10 protein-coding genes are annotated in these 22,627 nt (G+C 65.6%); 4 read left to right on the forward strand and 6 right to left on the reverse strand.

Features of this window, described 5'->3' with window-relative positions:
- Positions 1–141 precede the first annotated feature (141 nt).
- Complete coding sequence (locus tag P0Y60_02800; protein WEK61711.1) at positions 142–468, forward strand: hypothetical protein; 327 nt, start codon at positions 142–144, stop codon at positions 466–468.
- A gap of 64 nt (positions 469–532) precedes the next feature.
- Here P0Y60_02800 and P0Y60_02805 read toward each other — a convergent pair whose 3' ends face one another.
- Complete coding sequence (locus P0Y60_02805) at positions 533–1,534, reverse strand: SDR family NAD(P)-dependent oxidoreductase (protein ID WEK61712.1); 1,002 nt, start codon at positions 1,532–1,534, stop codon at positions 533–535.
- Positions 1,535–1,670: 136 nt separating this feature from the next.
- Between P0Y60_02805 and P0Y60_02810 the strand changes: the two genes are divergently transcribed.
- The 3 genes from P0Y60_02810 to P0Y60_02820 all read left to right on the forward strand — a co-directional run bounded on the left by P0Y60_02810 (position 1,671) and on the right by P0Y60_02820 (position 3,553).
- Positions 1,671–2,195, forward strand: coding sequence for a TetR/AcrR family transcriptional regulator (locus P0Y60_02810; GenBank protein ID WEK61713.1), 525 nt, complete (start codon positions 1,671–1,673; stop codon positions 2,193–2,195).
- An 83-nt stretch (positions 2,196–2,278) separates the two neighbouring features.
- Positions 2,279–3,256 carry a hypothetical protein gene (locus tag P0Y60_02815; GenBank protein WEK61714.1) on the forward strand — a complete coding sequence of 326 codons (978 nt, stop codon included), beginning with the start codon at positions 2,279–2,281 and terminating at the stop codon, positions 3,254–3,256.
- A 12-nt stretch (positions 3,257–3,268) separates the two neighbouring features.
- Positions 3,269–3,553 (forward strand): hypothetical protein, encoded by a 285-nt coding sequence (locus tag P0Y60_02820; protein WEK61715.1) that lies wholly within the window; start codon positions 3,269–3,271, stop codon positions 3,551–3,553.
- Positions 3,554–4,059: 506 nt separating this feature from the next.
- Here P0Y60_02820 and P0Y60_02825 read toward each other — a convergent pair.
- From P0Y60_02825 to P0Y60_02845, 5 genes are all read right to left on the reverse strand, one after another.
- Entirely contained in the window at positions 4,060–5,229 is a 1,170-nt protein-coding gene (locus P0Y60_02825) for an ATP/GTP-binding protein (protein WEK61716.1), read from the reverse strand.
- A 1,161-nt stretch (positions 5,230–6,390) separates the two neighbouring features.
- Positions 6,391–8,601, reverse strand: coding sequence for an AAA family ATPase (locus P0Y60_02830; GenBank protein ID WEK61717.1), 2,211 nt, complete (start codon positions 8,599–8,601; stop codon positions 6,391–6,393).
- A 1-nt stretch (position 8,602) separates the two neighbouring features.
- Positions 8,603–14,983, reverse strand: a complete 6,381-nt coding sequence (locus P0Y60_02835; GenBank protein WEK61718.1) for a DEAD/DEAH box helicase — start codon at positions 14,981–14,983, stop codon at positions 8,603–8,605.
- Positions 14,980–19,608 (reverse strand): class I SAM-dependent DNA methyltransferase, encoded by a 4,629-nt coding sequence (locus P0Y60_02840; protein ID WEK61719.1) that lies wholly within the window; start codon positions 19,606–19,608, stop codon positions 14,980–14,982. The genes P0Y60_02835 and P0Y60_02840 overlap by 4 nt, the downstream gene beginning before the upstream one ends.
- A complete protein-coding gene (locus tag P0Y60_02845; protein ID WEK61720.1) occupies positions 19,608–22,502 on the reverse strand; it encodes a helicase-related protein in 2,895 nt (964 codons plus the stop codon). Before P0Y60_02845 ends, P0Y60_02840 begins: the two co-directional genes overlap by 1 nt.
- Positions 22,503–22,627 lie beyond the last annotated feature (125 nt).

Genomic DNA, 22,627 nt, shown 5'->3' on the forward strand with positions numbered 1-22,627 from the left:
AGGAGGTCGCCGGCTGGGGTCATGCCCCGAGTAAAGCACACGGATGGGGACACAGTCGTGGGGGATTTCGCCGCCACCGGACGCCTCTGGCCGCGAAAGAATCCTTCCCCCGAAGCGACCCCCGAGTTGTATCGTGCAGGCATGGACACGACCGCAGATGTCAGCCGCGAGAACATCGACACGACCGCCCAGGATGACATCGAAGAGGCGGCATTCCGTGAGCGTCAGCGCGAGCTGGCGCGCAAGGTCTCGTGGGGCATCGCCTGGGTCGTGCCGGTCGTCGCGTTGATCGTCGGCATCTGGCTCACCGCCGTCGGCACGGTCGAGCAGTACTCGCCGGCGGGCGATGGTGTCTACGACGTCACCTGGCTCGCTGTCTGGCCGGCTGGGCTCGTGCTCCTCGGTGTCGGCATACTCGGTCTGACCGCGGTATCCCTCGCGACCGCACTGATCTCGACCAAGCGCTGAGCGCCCCCGACGCGAAACGCCCCGCCGTTCGGGTCGGCGGGGGCGTTGGCTTCGCGGGTGCGGCCTACTGCACCGACCATCCGCCGTCGGAGGCGAGGATGGCGCCGTTGATGTTCACGGCGTCGTCCGACAGCAGGAACGTGATGGATGCGGCCAGGTGCTCGGCCAGGGCGACCGAGGGGATCGCCTGCTGGAACGGAGCGAGGCGTCCCGAGCCGTACTCCGACATGTTCGGGGGCATCGGGATGCCGGTGGCCACGCCGCCGGGGGCGACGGAGTTCACGCGGATGCCCTTCGGTCCGTACATGAAGGCCGCGGACTTCGTGACGCCGATGATGCCGTGCTTGCTGGCGGTGTAGGCGTTGCCCGAGGCGTTGCCGCGCAGGCCCGCTTCGCTCGAGACGTTGAGGATCGACCCGCGGCCGGCGGCTTCCATGATCGGGAGAACGGCGCGCATGAGCTTGAACGGAGCCGTCAGGTTGATCGCGATGACGCGGTCCCACACGGCATCCGTCGTCTCGCCCGCGGGGGAGAAGTCGTCGTTGATGCCGGCGACGTTCGCGAGGGCGTCGATGCGGTCGCCCGCGGCGGCGAGCACGGCATCGATCGCATCCTGCTTGGTGAGGTCGCCGGGGACCGTCGTGATGTCGGCATCCGGGAGTTCCGCCTTGAGCGCATCGAGCTTCTCGGCGGCGATGTCGCTGGCGATCACGCGTCCACCTTCGCGGGCGATGCGGGATGCCGTGGCCTTGCCGATTCCGGACGCGGCGCCCGTGACGATGACGGTCTTGCCGGCGAAACGTCCGGTGGTGGGCTGCTCGGTCCAGCCGCTCTCTTCTGCGGCCTCGGGGATCTCACCACCGTTGGCCGCGCGCACGAGGTCGTCGACGATGGACTGCGGCATGGCGCCCTGGCTCATCGCGACCAGCTGCTGCAGCGGCAGGCCCAGCACCGGGGTGAGCAGTTCGGGGTCGGCGCCCGTCTTCTCGAAGAGGCTGCGGATGAGCGGACCGCCGGTGGGGTCGTTCAGCCAGTCGCCGATGGTGGAGTGAGCGGTGAGGGCCATTTGTTCTCCTAGGTCTCGTCCGCTGCGATCGAGTTTCGCAACGGTGCGTCTACTTATGAATCAGTGTACGCCTGAGTACGCTCGGAAGGTGCCTCGTCCTCGCAGTGAAAAAGCGCGCCAGTCCGTCCTGGACGCGATGCGCGCTGCCCTGACCGCGGGTGGATACGAGGCCGTGACGATCGAGGGGCTCGCGGAAGCCGCGGGGGTGTCGAAGCAGACCATCTACCGGTGGTGGGGGTCGAAGGCGGCGATCCTCGGCGAGGCTCTTGTCGACGGTGGGCTGCCCGGATCGGATGTCGCCATCCCCTTCTCCGATGATCTGGGTGCGGACCTGCGGGCGTGGTTCACGGCGGTGTCTGCCGGGTTGGCGGATGCTGATGGCGTCGCCGTCGCGCGGGCGCTGATCGTGGTGACCGCGTCGGATCCCGGGCTGGGGCTGGAGTTGAACGAGAAGCTCGCTGCGCCGATTCGGGAGTGGGTGACGTCGCGCCTGTCGCTCGCGGTTGCCGCGGGGGATGTGCGGGCGGATGTGGATGCTGCCGGGATCGCGGACCAGTTCGTCGCGATGGCGAGCTATGCGGCGCTGTTGGGGCGGCCGTTGGGTGATGCACGAGTGGATGCGACTGTGGGGGTTCTGTTGCGGGGGATTTCGGCGCGGTAGTTCGCGCCGATTGCATCCCGCGCGTCTGCGGTACCAGCATGCCGGTATGTCCTCATATGTATGCTTATATGAGATGCATGACTATGAAAAAGCTGAAGAGTCTGCGTCCCAAGCGTGTGGCGATGGCGGGTCTAGGGATTCTCGTTGCGACCGCGCTCGTCGCGTCCGGAGCGACTACTGCCGCTGCCGCAGAACCGGAGAGTGATGCAAAGCCGGGCGCTGCGACCGCCCTCGACGAGTCGCAGCAGCCAATCGAGATCACGGCAGAGGCTGATGGGTCGACTGTGACGTCGACGGTGAATGACGGTGGCGCGAGCGAACTGGTCTTCGAGCTTCCGGGAGAGAGCGTAGCTGAGAGCGTCGATCTCGAGTCGGTTCCGTCCGAGTTCCAGAGCGGGGAGGGTGAGCCTTTGTCCAGTACCGAGATCGACGGAACGGTACTCACCTCATACGCGTCGAACCTGGGGATCCAGACGCTCATCGAGATCCCAAACGCTGCGGCGCCCGTGGAGTATGCCTTTCCCTTTGAGGTCTCTGCGGGTGCGACGCTCGAGCTTCAGCCAGACGGTTCGGTCTTCGTCAACGATGAGTCGGGACTGCCGACGGCAATGCTCGACGTGCCGTGGGCGCTGGATGCTGCCGGCAACCGTGTGTCGACATCTTTCCGTGTCGAGGGAACGACCGTGATCCAGTTCGTCGATACATCGGCGGTCTCGGCGTTCCCCGTCGTCGCCGACCCGGACCTCTGGTGGTTCGTCGCGAACTCGGCAGGATGCCTCGCTGAGATCGCCGGGCTCAGTCTGGTGGGGGCGAAAGCGGTACAGGTCTTCGCCAAAGCAGATCGAGTGATCCGTGCGGCGGCTGCGCTCGGCAAGTACTACGACGCTCTCGGCGGAAAGGTCGACAAGGTCATCGGCGTCTTCAAGAAGTGGATCAACAACAAGAAGTCACTGACTCGCCGCCAACTGACTGCCCTCGAAGGGCTCATACGTGAAGGCGCGAAACTCTTCTTCAACGCGGTGGGCCTGGGCACGTGCTACAACCTCGTCAGAGGCTACTAGCGTGGAGGCGCCATGACATTCGGTACATTCCTGGTGACGTTCGGGCTCGCGGGGGTCTCGTTGCTCCTCGGCGTGACCGTGGGAACCTTCTGGCTCAGCAATCAGATTCGCGATCTCGGATTCTGGTTCTTCGCGCTACTGTTCATGGGCCTCGTAGGGGCCGTGGTGACGTCATACAGCCCCATCGTCCAGCCGCTGTGGCTGCACTACGTGCTGATCGTGCTCACCCCGTTCGTGCTGGGGATCGTTGGATTGTCTTTGCTGATCGGGCGGGGAGGAGCGGTGAAGGGCGAGTGATGGCCGGGGCTAGCATCTTGCTCGCCTATGACAGCAGAACTGACGATGCCAGAGTGAAAGCGGTGCCCTCGCTGGTCGGTCCGCCCTCCAGCGAGGCTGCGGTCATGCCGAGACGAGGCCGACATAGCTCAACGGTTCACCGTTACAGAAGCAACCGTGCCCAGCTGCTTACCGACATCACCGGGGCTCGCTGATGTTCCAGATGCGTGCGTACTCGTCGCGGACTTGGGGCCAGACTTCGCGAAGTCCATCGTCAACGGACCGGACGACTATAGCCTCCGGCCCCATCAACACGAACTCGTGAGTGAGCGGCCGTCCTGCCCGATCGCACCGATGCTCGGGGTCGGTCAGGCGTAACGCTCCGTGCGGGCCGACCATCCGGTACCCCTGCGCTCCGAGATCGAGCCCCGTGAAGACCGCTTCATAGGGAGGGAGCGGGTCACTGAAACCGCCGTTTCGTAGGAAACGAAAGCCCCAATCCCTACCGCGAGCTGCCCAAATGAAGGTCACTTCAGACTCCGAAGAAGCGTCTTGTTCTTCTCCGCGTCCTCCAGATCGATTCGAAACCGCGTGAGTACGGCGGTCAGGTAGTCGTGATGCTTGAGTGCCTGCTTCCGCACCTCTTCAAGCTTGGCGCGCCCCAGATCAACGAACTTCTCGAGTGCATCCTTCGATAGCGCCCTTGTCAGAAGTGGTGCGAGAAGCGCCAACGGGCCTGGCAACCTGACCTTGAGTAGGAAGGGGGCCACCGCGATCAAGGCGGTCGTGATGATGCCGGCGTTCTCGAGCAGCTTCTCAGCGACAGCGTGTGGCAGCTTCTTCGAGTTGATCCACTGCACGTGACGCTCGAGCGGCAGCACGGCGGCGATCGGGAGCATCAGATCGACACCGACACGTTGCGTCAGTTCGATGTGCCCCGGGGAGAACTTGGCTGACGACAGCAGAAGGAAGTCCTCGCCGACGGCCAGTGCGCTCGGAGCGTCGACCATACTCGCGATGGTCGCGCGGAACCGGTTGAGATCACCTGCACTCTTCTCGATGACCAGTTCCTTGAATCTGTGCACGTCGGTATCCGGCAGCAGGTCGGATTTTGACAAAGCCACGATCCAGATGCGCGGAAAGACCGTCAACGGTTTACCGTCATCGAGAATCCGCTCTCTGAGGTTCTCGATGCCGACGCGGTAGTTGTAGAAGAGCGCCTTGAGATAGGCCTCCTCCTGACCTTCGTTGTCGATCAGGCGTTGAGCGTCAACGAGAAGAACTGCCACATCGGAGCCGAGCAACGTCCGGAACACCTCGACTCGGCGATCCGCTTCCTCCCCGGCGACATCCTGCTCGAACCATTCGCCAGGGTAGTCATGCCACACAAGCCGGACGGCGTCGAACGTGGCTCCGGGCCCAGCACTCGCAGGCAGTCCCTTTGCCTTCCGAATCGAGAACGAGTATGAGGTCGACCTGAATTTGTTCGGATCGGGCACTCGAGCGGAGTTGCGCATGCCCAGGAAGTTCTGGAAGAGCGTTGCGCCCTGGCCTGCGTCGTCGGCGACGACTTCGAAAAGATTCCGCTCGCCGAACCCCTCCTCCTCCGTGGGGCCGAAGAAGGATGACAGCAACACCGTCTTTCCGCTTCCGCTTTCGCCGAATACCGCGATCTGCTGCTCGAGTACCTTCGTCAAGAGCTGACTCCCTCTGTGCTGTGCTTGCTTCCAGCCGCCGCAGCAGTCCGTTCTGATACGCGGCGATTGTGCGCTCTCCTGGATATGCACCGAATCCTGACTCCGAGTGTAGAGGAGGTGATGCGCTTCACCCTGCCGTTCGCCGCCACCAACGATCTGGGATTCCTGCCCCGACCGAACCAGTGCGCGCATCCTGGGTTAAGGCGTCACTGCCGATCGAATTCTATTGAGAGACTGGCATTCACAATGACCAATCGACGGGCCCTCGCCCGGCGGAGTCCAGCACGCTATTCGCCTCCGAGAACGGTCTCGTATCCTGGAAGCGCGGATAGCTGGATGGCTCCTCCCGCCGAGGGTGCGTCGACCTTATGACGTGGTGTCGCGCGTGCAGCGAGGCTTGGTCGACAAGCTCATTCGCCGGGTCTCCCCATACGAAGAAAATGATTGGGCTGACTTCGTCATTGACAGCTGCAAGGACGGCGGTTGTGAATGCCTTCCATTCGGCGTGGTCGGTTCCCGGAAGCCCGGTCCGAACAGTCAAAGCGGTGTTCAACAACAGCACGCCTCGCTTCGCCCATAGGTCCAGGCTTCCATGGTCGGGTATCGAGAAGTTCAGCGCAGGGTCGGCTTCCATGTTCTGAAAGATCCGTCTGAGAGAGTGGGGAATCGCGTGTCCTCGCCGGACAGAGAATGCGTATCCGTCAGCACGGCCAGGATGTGGGTATGGGTCCTGGCCGATGATCACGACTCTGACTTGATCGAGCTGCGTCGAGGTGAAGGCTCGGAATACATCTGAAGGCGCCGGACACGTGGCTCGGTCATCACGATAGACCCTGCGAAGGATCTCCTGAACCTGCGAGGAGGTGAAGCCGTGGTCGGCGAGCGCATTGCTCCAGTCGCGCGGCAGCTCGGGGAGATGAGGCGGAGCCCCCTCTTCTGCGTGACCCACATCAGGGCGCCTCAACGACCGAGCGATCAGGTATGCCGTTCCCGTGAACACGACAGTCACGACGAGTCGCGCCAGCGGCGCTTCTGCTAAGCGCTCTCCAGCCGCGAAGGGGAATAACACGTAGCTGAGAAGCAATGAAGCGATGAACGCACTCACCGTGACGGCCGCTAGCAAAACAGCTCCATATTCGCCAGCATGGGCTTTGGCTCCACTCACTCCCCGAGCAGCAGGCCGCTCGGGGATCCCTTCCACGTCACGACGAGCTCGTCGCGTGCGCGGCTCGCCGCGACGTACAGCAGCGAGCGGAAACGCTTGTCGAGGTCGGGCTTCTCCTCGTCGGGCACTCCCTTGTATGCCATCGGCGGAGGGAATGAACCGTCGGAGACGTCGAACAACACCACACGCGAGAATTCCATGCCCTTGGCGTTGTGCATCGTCAATGCCACCGGCTGTCCGCCGGCGATCCTCGGCGAGTTGAGCAGTGCCACGGGTACATCACGCTGTCCGAGGCCGTGCTGAACCTTCTTCGACGAGGTGTTCGAGGCGGACAGGATGGCGATGGTCTCCGGCTTCACGCCTTCGGCGATCCACCGCTTCACGTCGTCCGCGATCGCGTCGAACTGTGCGGCGTCGGACTTCGACGGGCGGGTGGCCGGCGCCGGCCCGCTGCGCGACGAGCGATAGCCCGCGGTCGTCACGTCCTCTGCTTCGGCGTCGGAGTACGCGACACCGGACAGGATCTCCATCGCATATCTCAGGTTCTCGAGAGTCGTGCGGTAGTTCAGCGTGAGGCGGCGGGATCTGCCCTGCACGGCGATGCCGTAGCGCTTCAACACTGTGGGCTGCCCATAGATCCGCTGGTGCGTGTCGTCTGCGATGAAGAGGTCGTCAGGGCCCTCGGCCACGAGTGCACGCAGCAACTGCCACTTCGACGGGACGAGGTCCTGGGCTTCGTCGATCAGCACATGATCAGCGAGGGTCTGCTCGCTCGATTGCAGCCACGCTGCCGAGACCGCGGCCACCTCGGCGAACGAGAGAGCTCCGGCGATCCGGTGGTTCTTGCGCGCCTGTTCGATGACCGTCCAGACGGCTGCGCGTCGACCACGGTCGAGTGCGACGCCGCGTCCAGGGCGGCGAACCAGCAGGTAGTCGTCGAGTTCGTGGATGCGGTGCGGCAGCACCACCTGCGAGTACTCGCCGTCGAGGAAGGCTTCGGAGCGCAGCGCGATCGGCAACTCGCTGCCGGCCTCATGGATCGCCGACTTCCAGTCGATCTCGGCGGTGCTCGCCATGCTGTCACGGGTGGATCCGATGACAGTCAGCGACGCATCACCGAACGCCGCGCCGCCCGCGACTGTGCGCACGTCCGAGGCGATCTGATCGACTCCGCGGACGAGGATGCCCGGTTCTCCGAGCTTCGCTGCGAACGGCAGATCGGGATCGAGTCGTTCCAGGTCGCGACGCAGGCTCTCGGCCAGCGCTCGCGTGAACGTCGTCAGCACGATCCGTGCGTGAGGATTCTTCCGAGCCAGGTGCCGAGCGCGGTGCAACAGCACCACGGTCTTGCCGGTGCCTGCTCCCCCGGTGAGCCGGAACGAGCCGTTGCGCGGACGCTCGGCGTACTCCCGCTGCTCCGGGTGCAGGAACACGCGCCATGCGCCGAAGTCGCCGCCCTCGATGACCCGCCGCAGTTCTTCCGTGTCGTCGATGAACGTGAACTGCATCCGAGCGGCCGGATGCCGCAATGCTTCGACGAGCTTCGTGTCGTCGTCCGCGCTCGGGTCGATGACAACAGGCTGGTCGAGCTTCAGCTCTTCCTTGATGAGGTGCAGTGCCGTTCCGGCGCCCATCGCGACGAGGACGTCGGCCTGCCAAGCGGTGTCCAGGTCGGACGCGAAGTCGAGCAAGGCGTCGTCGTCTGTGATCCGGAACGCCGCCTCCGCCGTCTCCTGGTCGAACCCGAACTCGTCGGTCAGATCTGTGACGAAGAACCCGAGACCGGCGAGCAGGGCGGTCGTCTGCGCGGGGGACTCCTCGGCGACAGGCATGGCCGCCGCAGGGACCTGAGTCTCGGTCTCGTCGACGGCATCGAGCTCCTGCCGCAGGACGGCCAGCCCGTTGACCGGGTTCATGCTCAGTGTCGTCGTCCGGGCGCGCTTGATGGCCTCGTCGTGATGCCACGTTCCGGCGTACACGTAGACAGGCTCGTCGCCGGCCGGCTCCAGCTTGAAGAGCACTGCTCGCCAGTGGATGTCGACCCGCCCCGTGCGAGCTCGTGCATCGCGCGGCTTCTGCATCGGTTCGATGTGGAGGCCCGGCACGGTGTCGTCGTCGCTGAGCTTTCCGAGGAAGGTGTAGATCTTGGCCTTCACGGCCTGATCATGCTTCGGGTCCTTCGCGGCCCCCCAGACGATAGTGGGCATGTCAGTTCCTTCCTGCACTGGTGAGGGCGTTCAGCACCGCATCCGTCTCGGGTTCCACCGTGGTCCATCCGAGCGACGCGAGGGACTCTCGATCGTCATCGTCCAGACCCCAGGCAGTCGCGACGCGCTCATCCTCCCAGACGAACGAGAACGGTATGCCGTCGCCCAGCTCGAGTCCCATCTTCGGAATCGGGACGCCAGGGGCGGCGGCGAGCGCGGCGATCAGCGTCTTCTCGCCAGAGGTGGCGCCCTCGGCGAGGGTCTTCCATTCGATGCTGGCGTCCGTGAGTGGGAAGTCGACGTGACCGACCACGCTGGTCGCGTCCGTGTCGGCTCCCACCTCGGCGACCTGCGAAAGCGCGAGGATCTCGACACCGCTGAGATCCTGTCGCCAGCCGATCACGTTCGACAGGTGCAACCAGAGTCGCCATGCGTCCGTGAAACCCTCGGCGCCGATTGCGGCGTCGCGGTCGTCGATGAGCAGGGCGAATTCCGATGCGCCCTTGTCGCCCACCCGAGTCGCGTGGACGAGGGCGCCGCGATCGACGACCCAGCTCATCGCGTCGTTCGACGGAGAGTCGGCTGTCCCGCGCATTGCAGCTGATGCCGCATCCACGGGCGTGATGTCGGGCGTCGGTGCGCCGGCGCTTCTCGTCATCATGGGGAGTGCGCGACCGACCTTGTCACGCCGCTTCGCCTCCCCGGCAGGATCTTGCATCCACTCCATGAGTGTCGTCAACGGATCGGCGTGGAGTCGGTCGAGCTGCACGAGAGGCAGCTGGTACATCGGCGCGATCCGCTCGGCGAGCACGGGATCGATCCAGTCTCGGAGCAGTGCGTCGTCGTCCTGCAGATCCGCCCATGTCACAGCGAGTACCCGGTGCCCGCCGTTGCGGGCGAGGGCACGCTTCTTCGCGTCGTCGGCCAGCCGATTGTGCAGGATGCTGGCGTGGAACGCCTTGCCGTCGGTGTAGATAGCGATGGGTTCGGCTCCGCCTCCGTGCTGTTCGAGCACGAAGTCGGGCTTGGTGAATCCGAGCGACACCTGCGGGCTCAGCTTCCAGATGCGCGCGTCACCCGGGAAGCTGACCTGGACCTTGTTGCCCCAGTCGCCGGGCTTCTCCTTCACGGTTCCGCCGAGCTTCTGGGCCCGTTCGATGAAGCGCATGCGGAACAGCTGCTCGATCGTCGACTCGTCGAGCACGACGCCTGGGTCCTGCTCGACCGGCACGAAGGCGTGAGACTCACCATCGGTGCCGACGCGCAGCAGCTTCGCGAGCGCCTGTTCGGCGCTCGCCCGCGAGACGACGCTGGTGTGCCCGCCCGCATACGGCAACAGGCACCGGTGGCAGGCGGCGCGCTGTTCGCCGCGGCACTCGCAGTCGCGGACGATCACCCACGCCGTCGACAGCAGCTCGAACATGCGATCCGGGTCGGCGAGTTCGGCGAGATAGCCGGTGCCGCCCGGCACCGCGTCGTGCACGAGCAGGGACTCCGCGGTCGTGTCGTCGCCGACGGGCTCGACCGTCGAGATGACGCGAAGGTGATCCGGGTCGCCTCCCATCATCTCGCGCAGGGCGCGCATCAGTGCGGCCGCCAGGCTCGGCACTGCGAGCGAATCGCCGAGAGTGATCCCGATCGGGAGTCGAAGGAACGTCCCCTGCGTGACGAGAGTGCGGCTGAGCGCGAGAGGGATCGTGTGCTCCCGGGGCTCCCGCCGTCGCGCGCACCACGAACGGTGATCGCTCGGGCGGTTGCCGCCCGACTGCGAGTCCTGCTTGCCACACGTGTCGCACACGCGGAACAACGGTGCGTGATGCTCCCGTCCGGCGATGATCCGCGCCTCGCCGCCGGCGCTCTGTCGCCCGAGGTTGAGCCACCGGATCGTCAGGTCGCGTGCGTAGGTGACACCGAAATGCGTCTCGTCGTCGAACCAACGCCTGGCCACGCCGGTCTGGTCGAGATCTGCAGCGACCTGAACGGTGAAGCGCGTGCGGCGGCGCTCGTCGCTGCGGTCGCTGATGGATGCCTCGTCGCGCCGCGCGATGGCCGACACCGTGTCGAGTTCGACCACCCGGAGTCGCTGGGCGACGTCGTTCAGTCCCTTGGCTCCGCATCGCGGGCAGATGTTCACCGCGTCGCCTGTGGCGAGGTTGCGCCCGTGGCCGCATCGCGCGCAGAACGCCCACTCCTGCACGGCCTCGCCGCCAGGGCCGAGATCGACGGCGTCGATCTCGATCTCCAGGCCCTGTGCGTAGAAGAAGGCACCCGGTGCGAGTTCCTGGATCGCGACCGAGGCGCCGCGCTGGTAGCTGACCGGATCCTCCTGCCAGCTCCCGGTCTCCGGGTCGACCCACGAGATCGCCGCGTCGAGCGTCACAGAGTCGTCGAGCAGGGTGTAGTTCGGCAGCAGTCCGAATCGCTCGAGCGAAGCGACCCAATGGTCGGTGTGCAGCTCGTTCAACTGGCGGCCCAGCATGCGGTGGGTGATCCTCGCCGTGCGAAGATCCTCCTCTGCGTCCGGCTCGAGGCCGAGTTCCGCGGCGGCCTCGAGATCAGGGATCGCATCGGCGATCTCCTTGCGACGGAAGGCCAGGGCTTCGATCTGCTTGTTCCAACGCTGCACGGCATCGCGCACGGTGTCGGCGAGTGCCGAGGTGCCGTCATCGTTGACGGGGGTGGCGAACGCACGGAGCCGGTCTGCCGTCGTCGGTTCGATCCCCGGCAGAGTCGCGAGGAACTCCTCGACGTACTGCTCGTGATGGTCTTCCGCGTCGTCGACCAGATCGCCGAGGAGAGTGCCCCGTTCGCTGGACGCCAGTACGTCGTGCGTGTCGCTCTGCAGCAGCAGCCCGGCGCCGGTACGTCGGTCGAGCAGGGACGCGATGTATTGCCGCTGCACGATCTCCTGTGCGTCAAGATAGGTGGCCGGCGGACGGACTGCTCCGTTGATGACCGAGAGCGGATCACCCATGCGGGGCAGCTGATCCCCTCGGCCGGTGACAGTGGCGATCGAGAGCGCATTACCTGTGAGGCGTCCGGCGCGGCCGACCCGCTGCAGATACGATGCCACTGATCGCGGCAGTCCTGCGAGCATCACGGTCGACAGATCACCGATGTCGATGCCCATCTCGAGTGTCGGAGTGGCCACCAGAACGTTCGGTGCGGACGGATCCTGGTCGGAGGACTTGAAGGCGTTCTCGTACTGCAGTCGCAGGTCGTCGTCGAGGAGACCGGTGTGCTCGCGAGCCACGACGCGTCGCATCTGCCCCTCGTCGTAGAGTCCGCGGTAGTAATTCTGACCGGTCTGCGCCGTGCGCAGCCTGCCGGGGCATCGCGCCGACATGCACGGCCCGTCATGGAGAGCCGCCACGGCAGCGGGAAGCCCTGTGATCGGGTTCTGGCAGACGTCGCAGACGAGACGAGTGCGGCCGTCGGCGAGCTCTGCATCGGTCACCGGGGCGACGATCACGGATGCCGGGGGGACGGCGTAGACGGTGGCCGAGCCGGTCGCGATGTTCATCGCGTGCAGCAGCCCGTCCTTCGCGAGCGATGCCAGGAGCGCGGCGGTGCGTGCCGACCCTTCGGCCGCCGTCACCGAGAGTGTCTTGCGTGCCCAGGTGGCGAACCAGCTCTGCGACGACGACACCACGTCGAGGTGGGTGCGGTGCCCGTCCGTGCCCGTCGGCGGGTGGGGCCCGACGCGGGGGAACGCGGGTGCTTCGCGTCCGGGTGGGAACGCCGGCATGCCGGAGCCGCGAGGCCTTCCGCCCCACACGTTCCAGCGCCGTCCGTCTTCGGCGATGTACTTCGAGAACCACTCGTGTTCGATGGCACCGCGCTCGCGCATGCGCTCCAGCACACCGCGTACCCAGCGCAGCACGATCGCCGAGTCCGCGTCAGCCGTCGACAGCCCGTCGAGGGTCTCGGTGCCTCCGTCGACCAACACCTTGCGGCCGAGCGCTTCGAGCTTCGCATCGGACGCATCGAAGCCGGCCGCCAAGCTGCCGGTGAGCTCGAGCGTGCGACCTACACGGGAGTGCAGACCGAACTCCATTGCGACGTCGAAGAGCAGGCGTCGGTTGATCCGAGTGCGCACCTGGGTCGGCACCTGACGCAGCGTGTCACTCGACCAGAACGGCGCGAAGTCCTCGCGCTCCACGAGCTCGGGGGCCACGAGGCGATACCGGGCGTCGCGGTCGTCGCCCGCCTGCTGCACCATGCGGGTGACGATCTCGTCGAGCGGAGCGGGCTGATCTCCCACTGCCTGCCGGATGGCGTTGCGCAGCGCGAACACGTGTGCGCGGCTCTGCACGAATCCGGCCCGGTGGGCGGCGTCCTGCACGCTGTCGGTGAAGATGAGCGCTTTCTTCTCAGCACGGTCGAGCTGTCCATCGCCGAACAGGGTGGTGACGATGACACTGAGCATCGTCGCCATGGCCGACCCGAGAAAGCGGATGCCGTCGCGGCGCTGACAGGCAGGACACACATCGTCGCGGGAGTCGTCGCTCGCATCGTCGCCGGTCAGGGTCAGGACCGGCAGGTCGACGCCTGTGCCGTCGTCGTCATCCGGGATCGTCGTCGAGACGCGACGCAGTTCGGGATCGAACCAGGCCAGACCGGCGACGGGGGTGCCCGCTTCGAGGGACTCGGCTTCACCCGGCGCATGCAGCAACGCGCGGAAGCGACTGCGCGTCTCGCGAGAGGCGTGGTTGCGACGGATGCTCTCGTCATCGGCCGACAGGTCATTTCCGGTCGGTGCGAGTTCGACGCCCCAGCCGCTGCGACCGCAGTGCCGGCAGTAGATCGCCGGGAACACCGCGGACTCGTCGTCTTCGAGCAGCGCATCGCTGGGCCCGTCATCCGACCAGGAGAAGCGCACGATGGGGGATGCGGCCCGGTCGATGCGGGTCAGTTCACGAACCCAGAGGTTGAGGTCGATCGAGAGCGCGGCTCGGCCGACCCGCGCGCGCACGTGGCTGAGCATCGCGAAAACGCGGGTGAGGAATCTGCGGCGCAGATCGCGCCGCGACTCGAATGTCTCGTCTGCACCGAGGCCGCGCGGCAGCAGCTGCTCAGCGAGATCGTCGATCGAGATGGCCTTATCCGCGATCCGCGCGATGGAATGGATCAGGGGGTGGGCGGCGACACTCGCCAGAAGATCCTCGTCGGACAGTTCCGCCCACGCGACGGGCGTGGACTCCACTTCGGGATCGGTCGATGTCGGATACAGGCGGTCGAGTACTGTAGCGGCGATCTCGGCCGAGGACGCGTTCTCCGCGATCTCGGCTTCGGCGACATCCGTGGCGAGGGCGTTGTTGATCCCTTCCGCCGGGGTCGTCGGAACCTGGCCGGCGCCGCGGGCGTTCTGGATCCATAGGCGCGCCGACTGGCGGGTCTCGGTGACGACGCTGTCGGTCTCGAAGGGTCGACCGAATACGGTCTCCGCGAACGCGAGCATGCCAGACGGGTCGCCGTCGTCGCCGAGAGTTGCGCTGGTCGCGATCGGCGTCACGTCGCCCAGGGGGAAGGCTTCGAACGCCGGGTCGAGTGGACGCTCGTCGCTGCGTGTGCGACGCAACGCGAGCCCGAGTCGTCGCAGCAACATCGCGACGTCGGTGCCCTGCGCGCCGTCGTAGGTGTGGAACTCGTCGAGCACCAGATACTGCAGGCCCCGGCTCATCGACTCGACGAGGGGGCGGTCGGCCGGGCGCAGCAGCACCTGATCGAGCATCTTGTAGTTGGTGAGCAGGATGTCGGGCGGATCGTCGCGGATGGTCTCGCGGTGGTTGATGAGGCCGTCGTCGGTGACACGAGTGCGTTTCGCGCCCGCCTGCTCACCGGTGTAGAGCGCCGCACGCACGCCCTTGAGGGCATCGTTTCCGCGGATCATCTCGGCGATGCGTCGCGCCTGGTCGTTCGCCAGTGCGTTCATCGGATAAAGGATGAGTGCTTTCACGCCGTCGGCGCCTGCAGCTTTCTTCCTCAACACATGGTCGAGGATCGGATACAGGAATGCCTCGGTCTTCCCCGAGCCCGTGCCGGTGACGACAAGCGTCGGAAGGGGGTGTTCCTTGATCGACCCGTTCGGCTGCTCCCCGAGGTTCGAGCTGCTGAGGCGGCTGAACGCATCGGCCTGGTGGCCGTAAGGGGTGTGCCCCTCGTACCAGTCGAGGGTCTCGCGCCATCCATCGTCCGCCGTTCGGAACGGGATGCGTGCCCGGACGAAGGGGCCTCGGAAGATTCCCGCTGTCGGGTCGGTGAGGAACTGGGTGAGGGACCGCTGAGCGTCGACATCCGACAGTGCGAAGGTCGTGGTGAGGTAGTCGGTCAGAGCCTCGCGGATCTGCACCGCCTCGCGCGAGGGAAGCAGTTCACTCACGAGCGCTCCTGCAGGATCGTTTCGAAGTGCGCGTACGCCTGGCGCATGTCGGCCTCACGGTCGAGCGTGACGAACGGCAGCTCGTGCTCGTATGAGTTGCCGGATGCGTTCGTCGCGGTGCGCTCCTCCTGTGAGATCTCATCGCCCTTCTGTCGCCAGACCTTCAACACTTCGTTCGGGACTAGGCGCCCGTTGGCGTCGTAGAAGTAGGTGTTGCGGTCGTAGCCATAGAGCACGGCGAACTGCGTGCGGTAAATCGTGCAGAGTTCGTCGGCAGTGATGCCGAGCGAGAGAGCGACGATGGCGTCGATCTCGACCTGTGCCTGGCGTCGATCGGATGCACGCCGCAGCGGCCGGTCGGGCGTCCACGGCTCGTCCAACAGTGTTTGCCAGATCTCCGAGTACTCGCTTGTGAGAGCGTTGAGTGACAGGATTCGCACGATGATCGCGTCAACTGCTGCTGCCAGCACGACTGCCGGCAGCTGCTTGATCTGCGGAGCTCGAACATGTTTCTTGCCTGCGGTCCGTACCTGTAAGTCGGCTATCAAACTGCTGGCGATCGCGGCTGTAAGCGCAAGTGACCGCAAGTCGCTGGTGGAACCGGCTCCGAAAACTGCATCTACATGTGCTGTTCCCGGAGGAACGATCGCACCTTGAAGAGTTCGCTCACCGCTATTGCTGCCGACGAAACAGCGCCACACGAACCGGAAATAGCGGCGAGCCGGAACCCGGTCGGGCTTCCAGTGGGTGTAGGCGGCGTCATACTCGGCTCGCGGCTTCGCTGGCTTGTAGGAGGTGACGGGCATTGCGTTCGGCGCGAGGGTCTCCAGGTCCACCGGTGACCAGTCCAGATTGTGGCGCCTCGATGAGTTCGGGGATTTGTAGAAGGGGTTGCCGACAAAGAGGTGCGGGCCCTGCAGGATAGCCTGGTCCCAGGACTCCACTTCGCCCCATGACTTGGCGAAGAACCCTTTGTTGAAGTCGGTGGTCTCATTCCATCCTTGTGAGAACTCAAGACCGAGAGCTTCGAGCCGCGGTGCGTCAGCGAGTTTCGCCAGCACGGCCGCTGTGGCGCGATTGACCGCGTAGACCATGCGCGTCTTTCGGATCGACGTGGACTCGTCCTCGAGAAGCCCGTGCCATGAGCGCAGCACCTCGTCGTCGACGACCGTGATGCGGCCACTGTGGGCGCTGAGATCCCACTTGCCGTCGGCGTTCTTGATTCCGGGTTCGGCTCCATCGCCGTTGTGCCGCAATGATCCGATCACCGTCTCTGGGTGGTACAGATTCGTCGCCATCTGGAACCGCGGTTCCCGCGCTGGCCCGTACACATGCACGCCGAAGGTGACATGATGATCGATTTCGAACAGCACCAACTCGTTCACGAACTGCCAGTGGCGCCTCAGATGCTCGTAAGTCGCCTCACGTAGGCGCCCCGCCTTCGCATCCGTGAAGTGACTTTCCGGGTGGATGAGAGCCACTGCCCCAGTCGGGCTGAGATGACCCCACGTCAGCTCCATGAAGCATCGGTAGAGGTCGGGGCGCAGCCCGACAAGATGGGGGTAATTGCTCACGGAGCTGAGGTAGGAACGGATCGACACCGCTGCTACGGCGTCGTCGACGTGCGCTGCCGAGGCCGTGACATCGGCGATGACGGCTGATCGGTGCTGAGTGAAGTCCTCGGTAGATGGTTTCGTGGCCAACGCGAACCAGACATCGTTCTCGGCCAGCGATGCTGATGCATCGAAGTCAGGACGCACCCACGGTGGGTTTCCGACCTGCAGATCGAAGCCGCCCTGCGCGAAGACGCCCGCGAAGTCGAGATCCCAGTGGAAGAAGCCGTTCGCGTCGGCGATCCGCTCTGATGCCCGCAACCACGCATGAGCCTGCAGAACGTCGTTAACCTTCTCCACCTGGGCGAAGCCGAGTTCCACTTCCTCTGAGACGTCGAGATCGCGCCAGTTGGTGGGCAGGCCCAAGGTCTGCGCACCTTCCGACGCGCGCTTGGGAGCCTTCAGCTCGGCGTGCACACCGAGCAGCGCGGTGAGGCCGTCGAGCCATTCGTCGAACGTCGGCGGAGTTGCGCCGTCCGTCAGCGAGTCGGTCAGGGGCCAGAACCACATCGTGCACCAGGCGTCCATCACGCGACGAAGTCGCTGATACGCGCCGTTCGGGTCCTCGAGGAAACGCTCGATCTCGTCGCGCGTGATCGTAGACGAGGGCTCATGAGCGTCACGCGGGTCGTTCCACAACGTCACCTCACGGCGCACCTGCGACTCAGCGATCTCCAGCCGTCGCAGGGTGAACTGCCACAGCACCTCGACGCGATGGCTCAGACCGAGCAGTCGATCGAGCTGCTTCTTCGATGGTTTCCTGCGCATCTCATTGCGCCAACCGCGGAGCTTCGCGTGAGCCTCGGGGGCCAGCTCCTTGCCTTCCTTGGCATCGACCGCGGCGCCCCAGCCCTCGGCGGGCAACAGGAAATGATGGATTCTGCCGCTCGTCGCCGAGCCGATCCTGCCCTCCCGCATGTCGTCGACGAGCGAGGTCACCGGCACATCCGTGGGCACGTCCTTGAGCCACGCTTTGTCACTGACCTGCTGCGACGAGTACACCGCTCGCCGCGCACCGATGAGCGAGTTACCCCGCCGCAGGCGTAGTCCGAACCACGGCGCCTGCAGCCCGTCGACCATGGTGTCGAGCCACAGCGAGATCTCGGCGAGTTCAACCGCGGTCGCGTTCAGGTCGACCCCGTACACCTGGTGCAGGGCGATCGCAGCTTTGGCCTTCTGCAGCTCGCGCGGACGCTCATCGGGGTCGATGCGCTCGCCGACCTCCTGCTCGCGACGGCTGAGGTACTCGTCGGCGAGCTGGCGCACGGCCTCGATGGCGAACGCTCCCGAGCCGAGCGCGGGCTCACACACGCTCAGGCTGAGGATCTCTTCGGCTGATGTGGTGTGACCGTCCTGATCGAGCAGTTCTTCGAGAGCCTGCCCCACCACGAACTTCGTCAGCACCTCGGGGGAGTAGTACGACGCCGAGGTCTGGCGTTCACGGCCGGACAGGCGGAAGACGAATTCGCCGTCTCGGTAGCGGCGCTGCATCCGCTCGTGGGTGATCGGATCCTCGGTCATCACGAAGTGCTGCTTCGCGATGTCGTGCGCCCGATCGATGGGCACGACCCACGAACCCTTCGACGAGTCGCCATCCTTCGCCACCTCGAACAGGTCGGTCTCGGCGAAGAAGCCGCTGTACGACATCAGGCCCTCGTACACAGCACCGAGCTGGTTGATGCCCAGGTCGGCGTATGAGATGAAGCCGCGGTCCCCGCCCTTCTTGGTCCGCTCCTCGCGAGTGAGCAGTAGCAGTGACAGCACGCGTTGCAGCGCCCCGTCGCCGAGACCTGCCTCATCGATCAGCGCGACGGACTCCCGGCGGAACAGATCGGCGCTCAGCGGATGGAACTCGAGTCCCTCGGGGAGATCTGCCTCATCGATGGTGGTCGACTTCTCATGGCCGGCGTCGACGAGGCGGAACAGGGTGTTGAGCGACTCGTGCAGATGAGTGCGGTGGCGGGATTCCTCGCCGAGCTCGACGAGTACGAGCTCGCGCAACCGGTCGAGGCCGTACCCGAGGGCGTACTCGGGTGCACCGACGGGGAGCACGTGCAGTTCGGGCGACGCTTCGGCGAACAGCAGGAACAGCACGCGATAGAGGTATCTCAGCGACTGCCGGGCGAGCGTGTTCGCCTCGCTGGCGGGCAGGGGGTCGAGGCCCTGAGTGGCACGGCGGCGCACCACCTCGTTCGCGATGATCTCGATCGACTCCCGCACGCCGTCACGGAGGTCCTTCGATACCCCGACGGTGTGCTTGACGGAGTCGTCGAGCGTCTCGGTCCACCACAGGGTGCCGTCAACGTCGGGCGAGACCGATTCCGCTGCGAGCACGGCGACGGCGCGATCGAACTCGCCACCCCGCTTCTTCACCTCATTGCGGTCGAGCACGAGTTGCAGATCGACGGCGAGGTAGCGACCCTCGGCCCAGCGTTCGCGTTCGACGACGAGTGCCTTCGCTCCGCTGAGCACCACTGCGAACGCCGGTGCGTCTTCGCTCGTGAACAGCCACGAGAGAGCTCGCGCCACCGACACGACCTCATCGGTCTCGTCCTCCGGCACGAACGGCTCGAGCAGTGTCGGCCTGTTCTTCGACAGAAGGTCGACCACGTCAGCGACGGGGCGGGCGAAGACCACGGCGGCCGAGACCTCGGTGGCGTCCTTCGGCGCGAGCAGCGTGATCGGACCGCTCGTCTCGCGGCGCCAGCGAGCATCTTCGTATCCGAGGGCAGCGGCGAGCGGAGCGAGGATCTCGATGCGATGGCGGCCGAGATCGACCTCGGCCGCTCCATCGACGTCGCCGGACGTGTCGACGGCGGCGAGCTGGGAGGTGATCGTGCCCGCCGTCGCCGCGAGACGTGACCGCGGCGTCTTCTCTCCTGCGCTCTCGCGCTCGTCCCAATCCTTGCGGCGCGCGGTGACCCGGCCCTGGAAGGACTGCTTCGCAGACTCGGTGTTGAAGTAGTGCTCGCTGATCCAGTCCTCACCGACGATGAACGCATCCGATGACATCAGGCCTCCTCAGGGACGACGACGAGCAGGGGGCGGGCGAGGTGTCGTGACGGGAGCATCGAGCGCGCCGTGCGTTCCTCGTCCTGCACCGCGGAGCGCCGACCCTTGAGATCCGCGCGCTGGACGAGGTCTCCCGACGTCTCGATCCATGACTCCACACGCTGCGACCACTCGTCGACGCGCCGTCGCGCGTCGGCCGCCGCGGCCTCGGTCGTCACCTCGAGATGTGCAACGGCTCGGTCCACCGCACGCGGGATGAGATCCTGCAGCGCCTCGACGTCATCGATCGCACCCGCATTCGTGTGAGCCGAGGTGATGCCGAGGTCGGCGAGTGCCTCTCCGGCACTCGCATAGGGGTGGATCATCCCTCCGGCGACCGTCACGAAGCTCGTCGCGATCACCTGACCTCGGGCGTTGCTGAGGGTGCCGAGCAGAAGCACGGTCGGAACCGGCACGTCGCCGCGCACGACGAAGACCTCGTTGCGACCGAGCTTGGCGAGCACACGGTCACCCGCCCAGTCGAGCACGGGATGCAGCGGCCCGAGGTAGTGCGTGTCCGGCCACAGGCTCTGTCGCTCCGCCGTGTCACGCGCGTCCTTGAGGGAGGCCTTGGCCCGGGTCTCGGTGGTCGCGAGTTTCATGTCGCCGAGCACCCTGCGCTCCTGCAGATAGCTCTGCGGCAGGACGGTCAGCCGTTGCTTGAGGTCGTCGGTCGGGCTGAGCTCGACCATGCCGTACCCGGAGTGGACCTTCCAGTCCACGCCGCCCGCGCCGAGATTCTCGGCAGGTGTCTCGAACACCTCATGTAGGGCCGACTGCAGGTAGTCGGCATCCGACTCGAAGAGGCCCGTCGTACCACCGTCCTCGACGGTGGTGGGCACCGCGGTGGGCGTCGACTCGGAATATCCCTGCAGGAAAGCTCGCCATGGATCGTCCGAGTCGCCCGTGACGTCGGAGACTCCCGGGACGACTTCCTCGATCGAGTTCCCCTTGATCAGCGCCTGTTCTATCGCCTTCTCCTCGGCGGCGACGCTGTACGCCCCCATGAGTATCGCCGCATCGCCGAGCGCGCCGTGAGCCTCGTTCTCGCGCTCGACGAGACGCTGCAGCACACGCATGTCGCCCGAGAATCGCTGGTTCGACGGGCTCAGCAGCAGCGTGGTGATCTGCGGTGGATGCTGCTGGCCGTATCGGTCGATGCGGCCGTTGCGCTGCTCGATGCGGATGAGACTCCAGGGGATGTCGAAGTGGACCAGTTCATGACACTGCGAGTGCAGGTTCACTCCCTCTGACGCGATGTCGCCGGTGATCAGCACGCGGATCGGCGAGGACGACTGCTTGAACGATTCGACCACGCCCTGCTGATCGACATCGGACAGACCGCCGTGCAGGATCTCGACCTGCTCGTCCTTGAGCTTGAGCTCTTCGCGGAGGCGGGATCGCAACCAGTGGAGCGTCGCGACCCGTTCCGAGAAGATGACCACTCGTTCGGCCGAACCGCGCGCGATGCCGATCTGCTTGAGGTACGTGACGAGCTTCGTCAGCTTGGCCGACTCGCCCTCGGTGCTGTCCCTCGCCAGGGATTCCAGCCGTCGGAGTGCCTCGAGTTCGCGGTCCTGCTCGAGCGTGCGTGTGTCGCCGAGGGTCCGGATGCGGTTGCGCACGGACTCGAGCAGAGCCGGTGGGCTCGACAGGTACGCCTTCGCGAGAGTCCAGGGGAACAGCCCCTTGCTGTCACCCGAATACGGGCTGCTCACCTGCGGGTAGAGCCAGACCTCGGCGAGCTCGTCGGCGACGGCATCCTCTGCAGGTGAGGCTGCGACGACCAGATGCTGCAGCTCCTTGCGTTCCGCCCACTGATCGCCGACCTCACGCTTGACCTCGTCGGAATAGCGGTGGCGTCGGATCACGAGACGATCGAGTGCCTGCGGATCCACGTCGCCGTCCGGCGACACCGCGGTCGGCTCGAGCAGGCGGATCAGTTCGGCGAACGATTCCTTGCGGCCGTTGTGCGGGGTCGCCGACGCGAGGATCAGGGCCTCGGTGTTCGGGGCGAGCACGCGGGCGAGGGCGTTGTTCTTGGTGACGCCGGTGAGGTTGTGCGACTCGTCGATGACGACGGCATCCCATTGCTGCCGGCGCAGGTGGTTCAGGTAGCGATCCTGTTTGAGGGTGTCGACCGAGATGATCACGCGCTTATAGAGGCTGAACGGGTTGCGCGTGGCGGGCAGCTTCTGTCGTACCCGCTGGATGCCCACGGAGTCGAGGCGCACGAACGGCAGCGCGAAGCGGGTCCACATCTCGAACTGCATCTGCTCTAGCACGTGCTTCGGCGTGACGATCAGGATGCGCTCGCCGCGTCCACGGCGCACGAGCTCGGAGAGGATCATCCCGATCTCGATCGTCTTGCCGAGGCCCACCGTGTCGGCGAGGAGCACGCGGGGGCGGAGCTGTTCCGAACTCAGCGCCTTGCGCACGGCGCTGCGCTGGTAGCCGAGCGTGTCCGTGAGCATCTGCGTCGACACGGAGAGGCCGCCTTCGCCGAGGGGCAACGGAGTGCGGCGAAGCGTGGATTCGAGCCACAGACGGGTGCTCCGGTGCCCGGGGGACGTGTCGGACCGCAGCCGTGCGGCTCGCGGATCGAGCGGCACGATGTCGTCGAGGCCTTCGTAGAACGCGGCTCGGGTGTCACGGACGAGCTCGGAGATACCGGTGACCTCGACCAGCAGACCGTCCTGCGTCGGGTCGACGTTGGTCACGAGCCAGTCGGCATCGCGGACGGTGACGATCGAGCCAGGGGCCACGTTCAGCGGAGGGCGACTGGTCTCGTGCTGCTGCATCGTCACGCCGGTGGCTCCGTTCCCCCTGGACGCCGTCGAGCGTTCCTCTGTCATCGTATCGATCCGAGGCGCCGCCGATATGTTCGCGCGAATTTATCCACTCGACGGATTGTCCTGGCCCGGCTTCACTTCCCGTACGCCTCGTTCTCCCATATTGTGCCCATGGGGGAAGTCGTACG

The sequence above is a fragment of the Candidatus Microbacterium colombiense genome (assembly GCA_029203165.1).
Lineage (GTDB): Bacteria > Actinomycetota > Actinomycetes > Actinomycetales > Microbacteriaceae > Microbacterium > Microbacterium colombiense.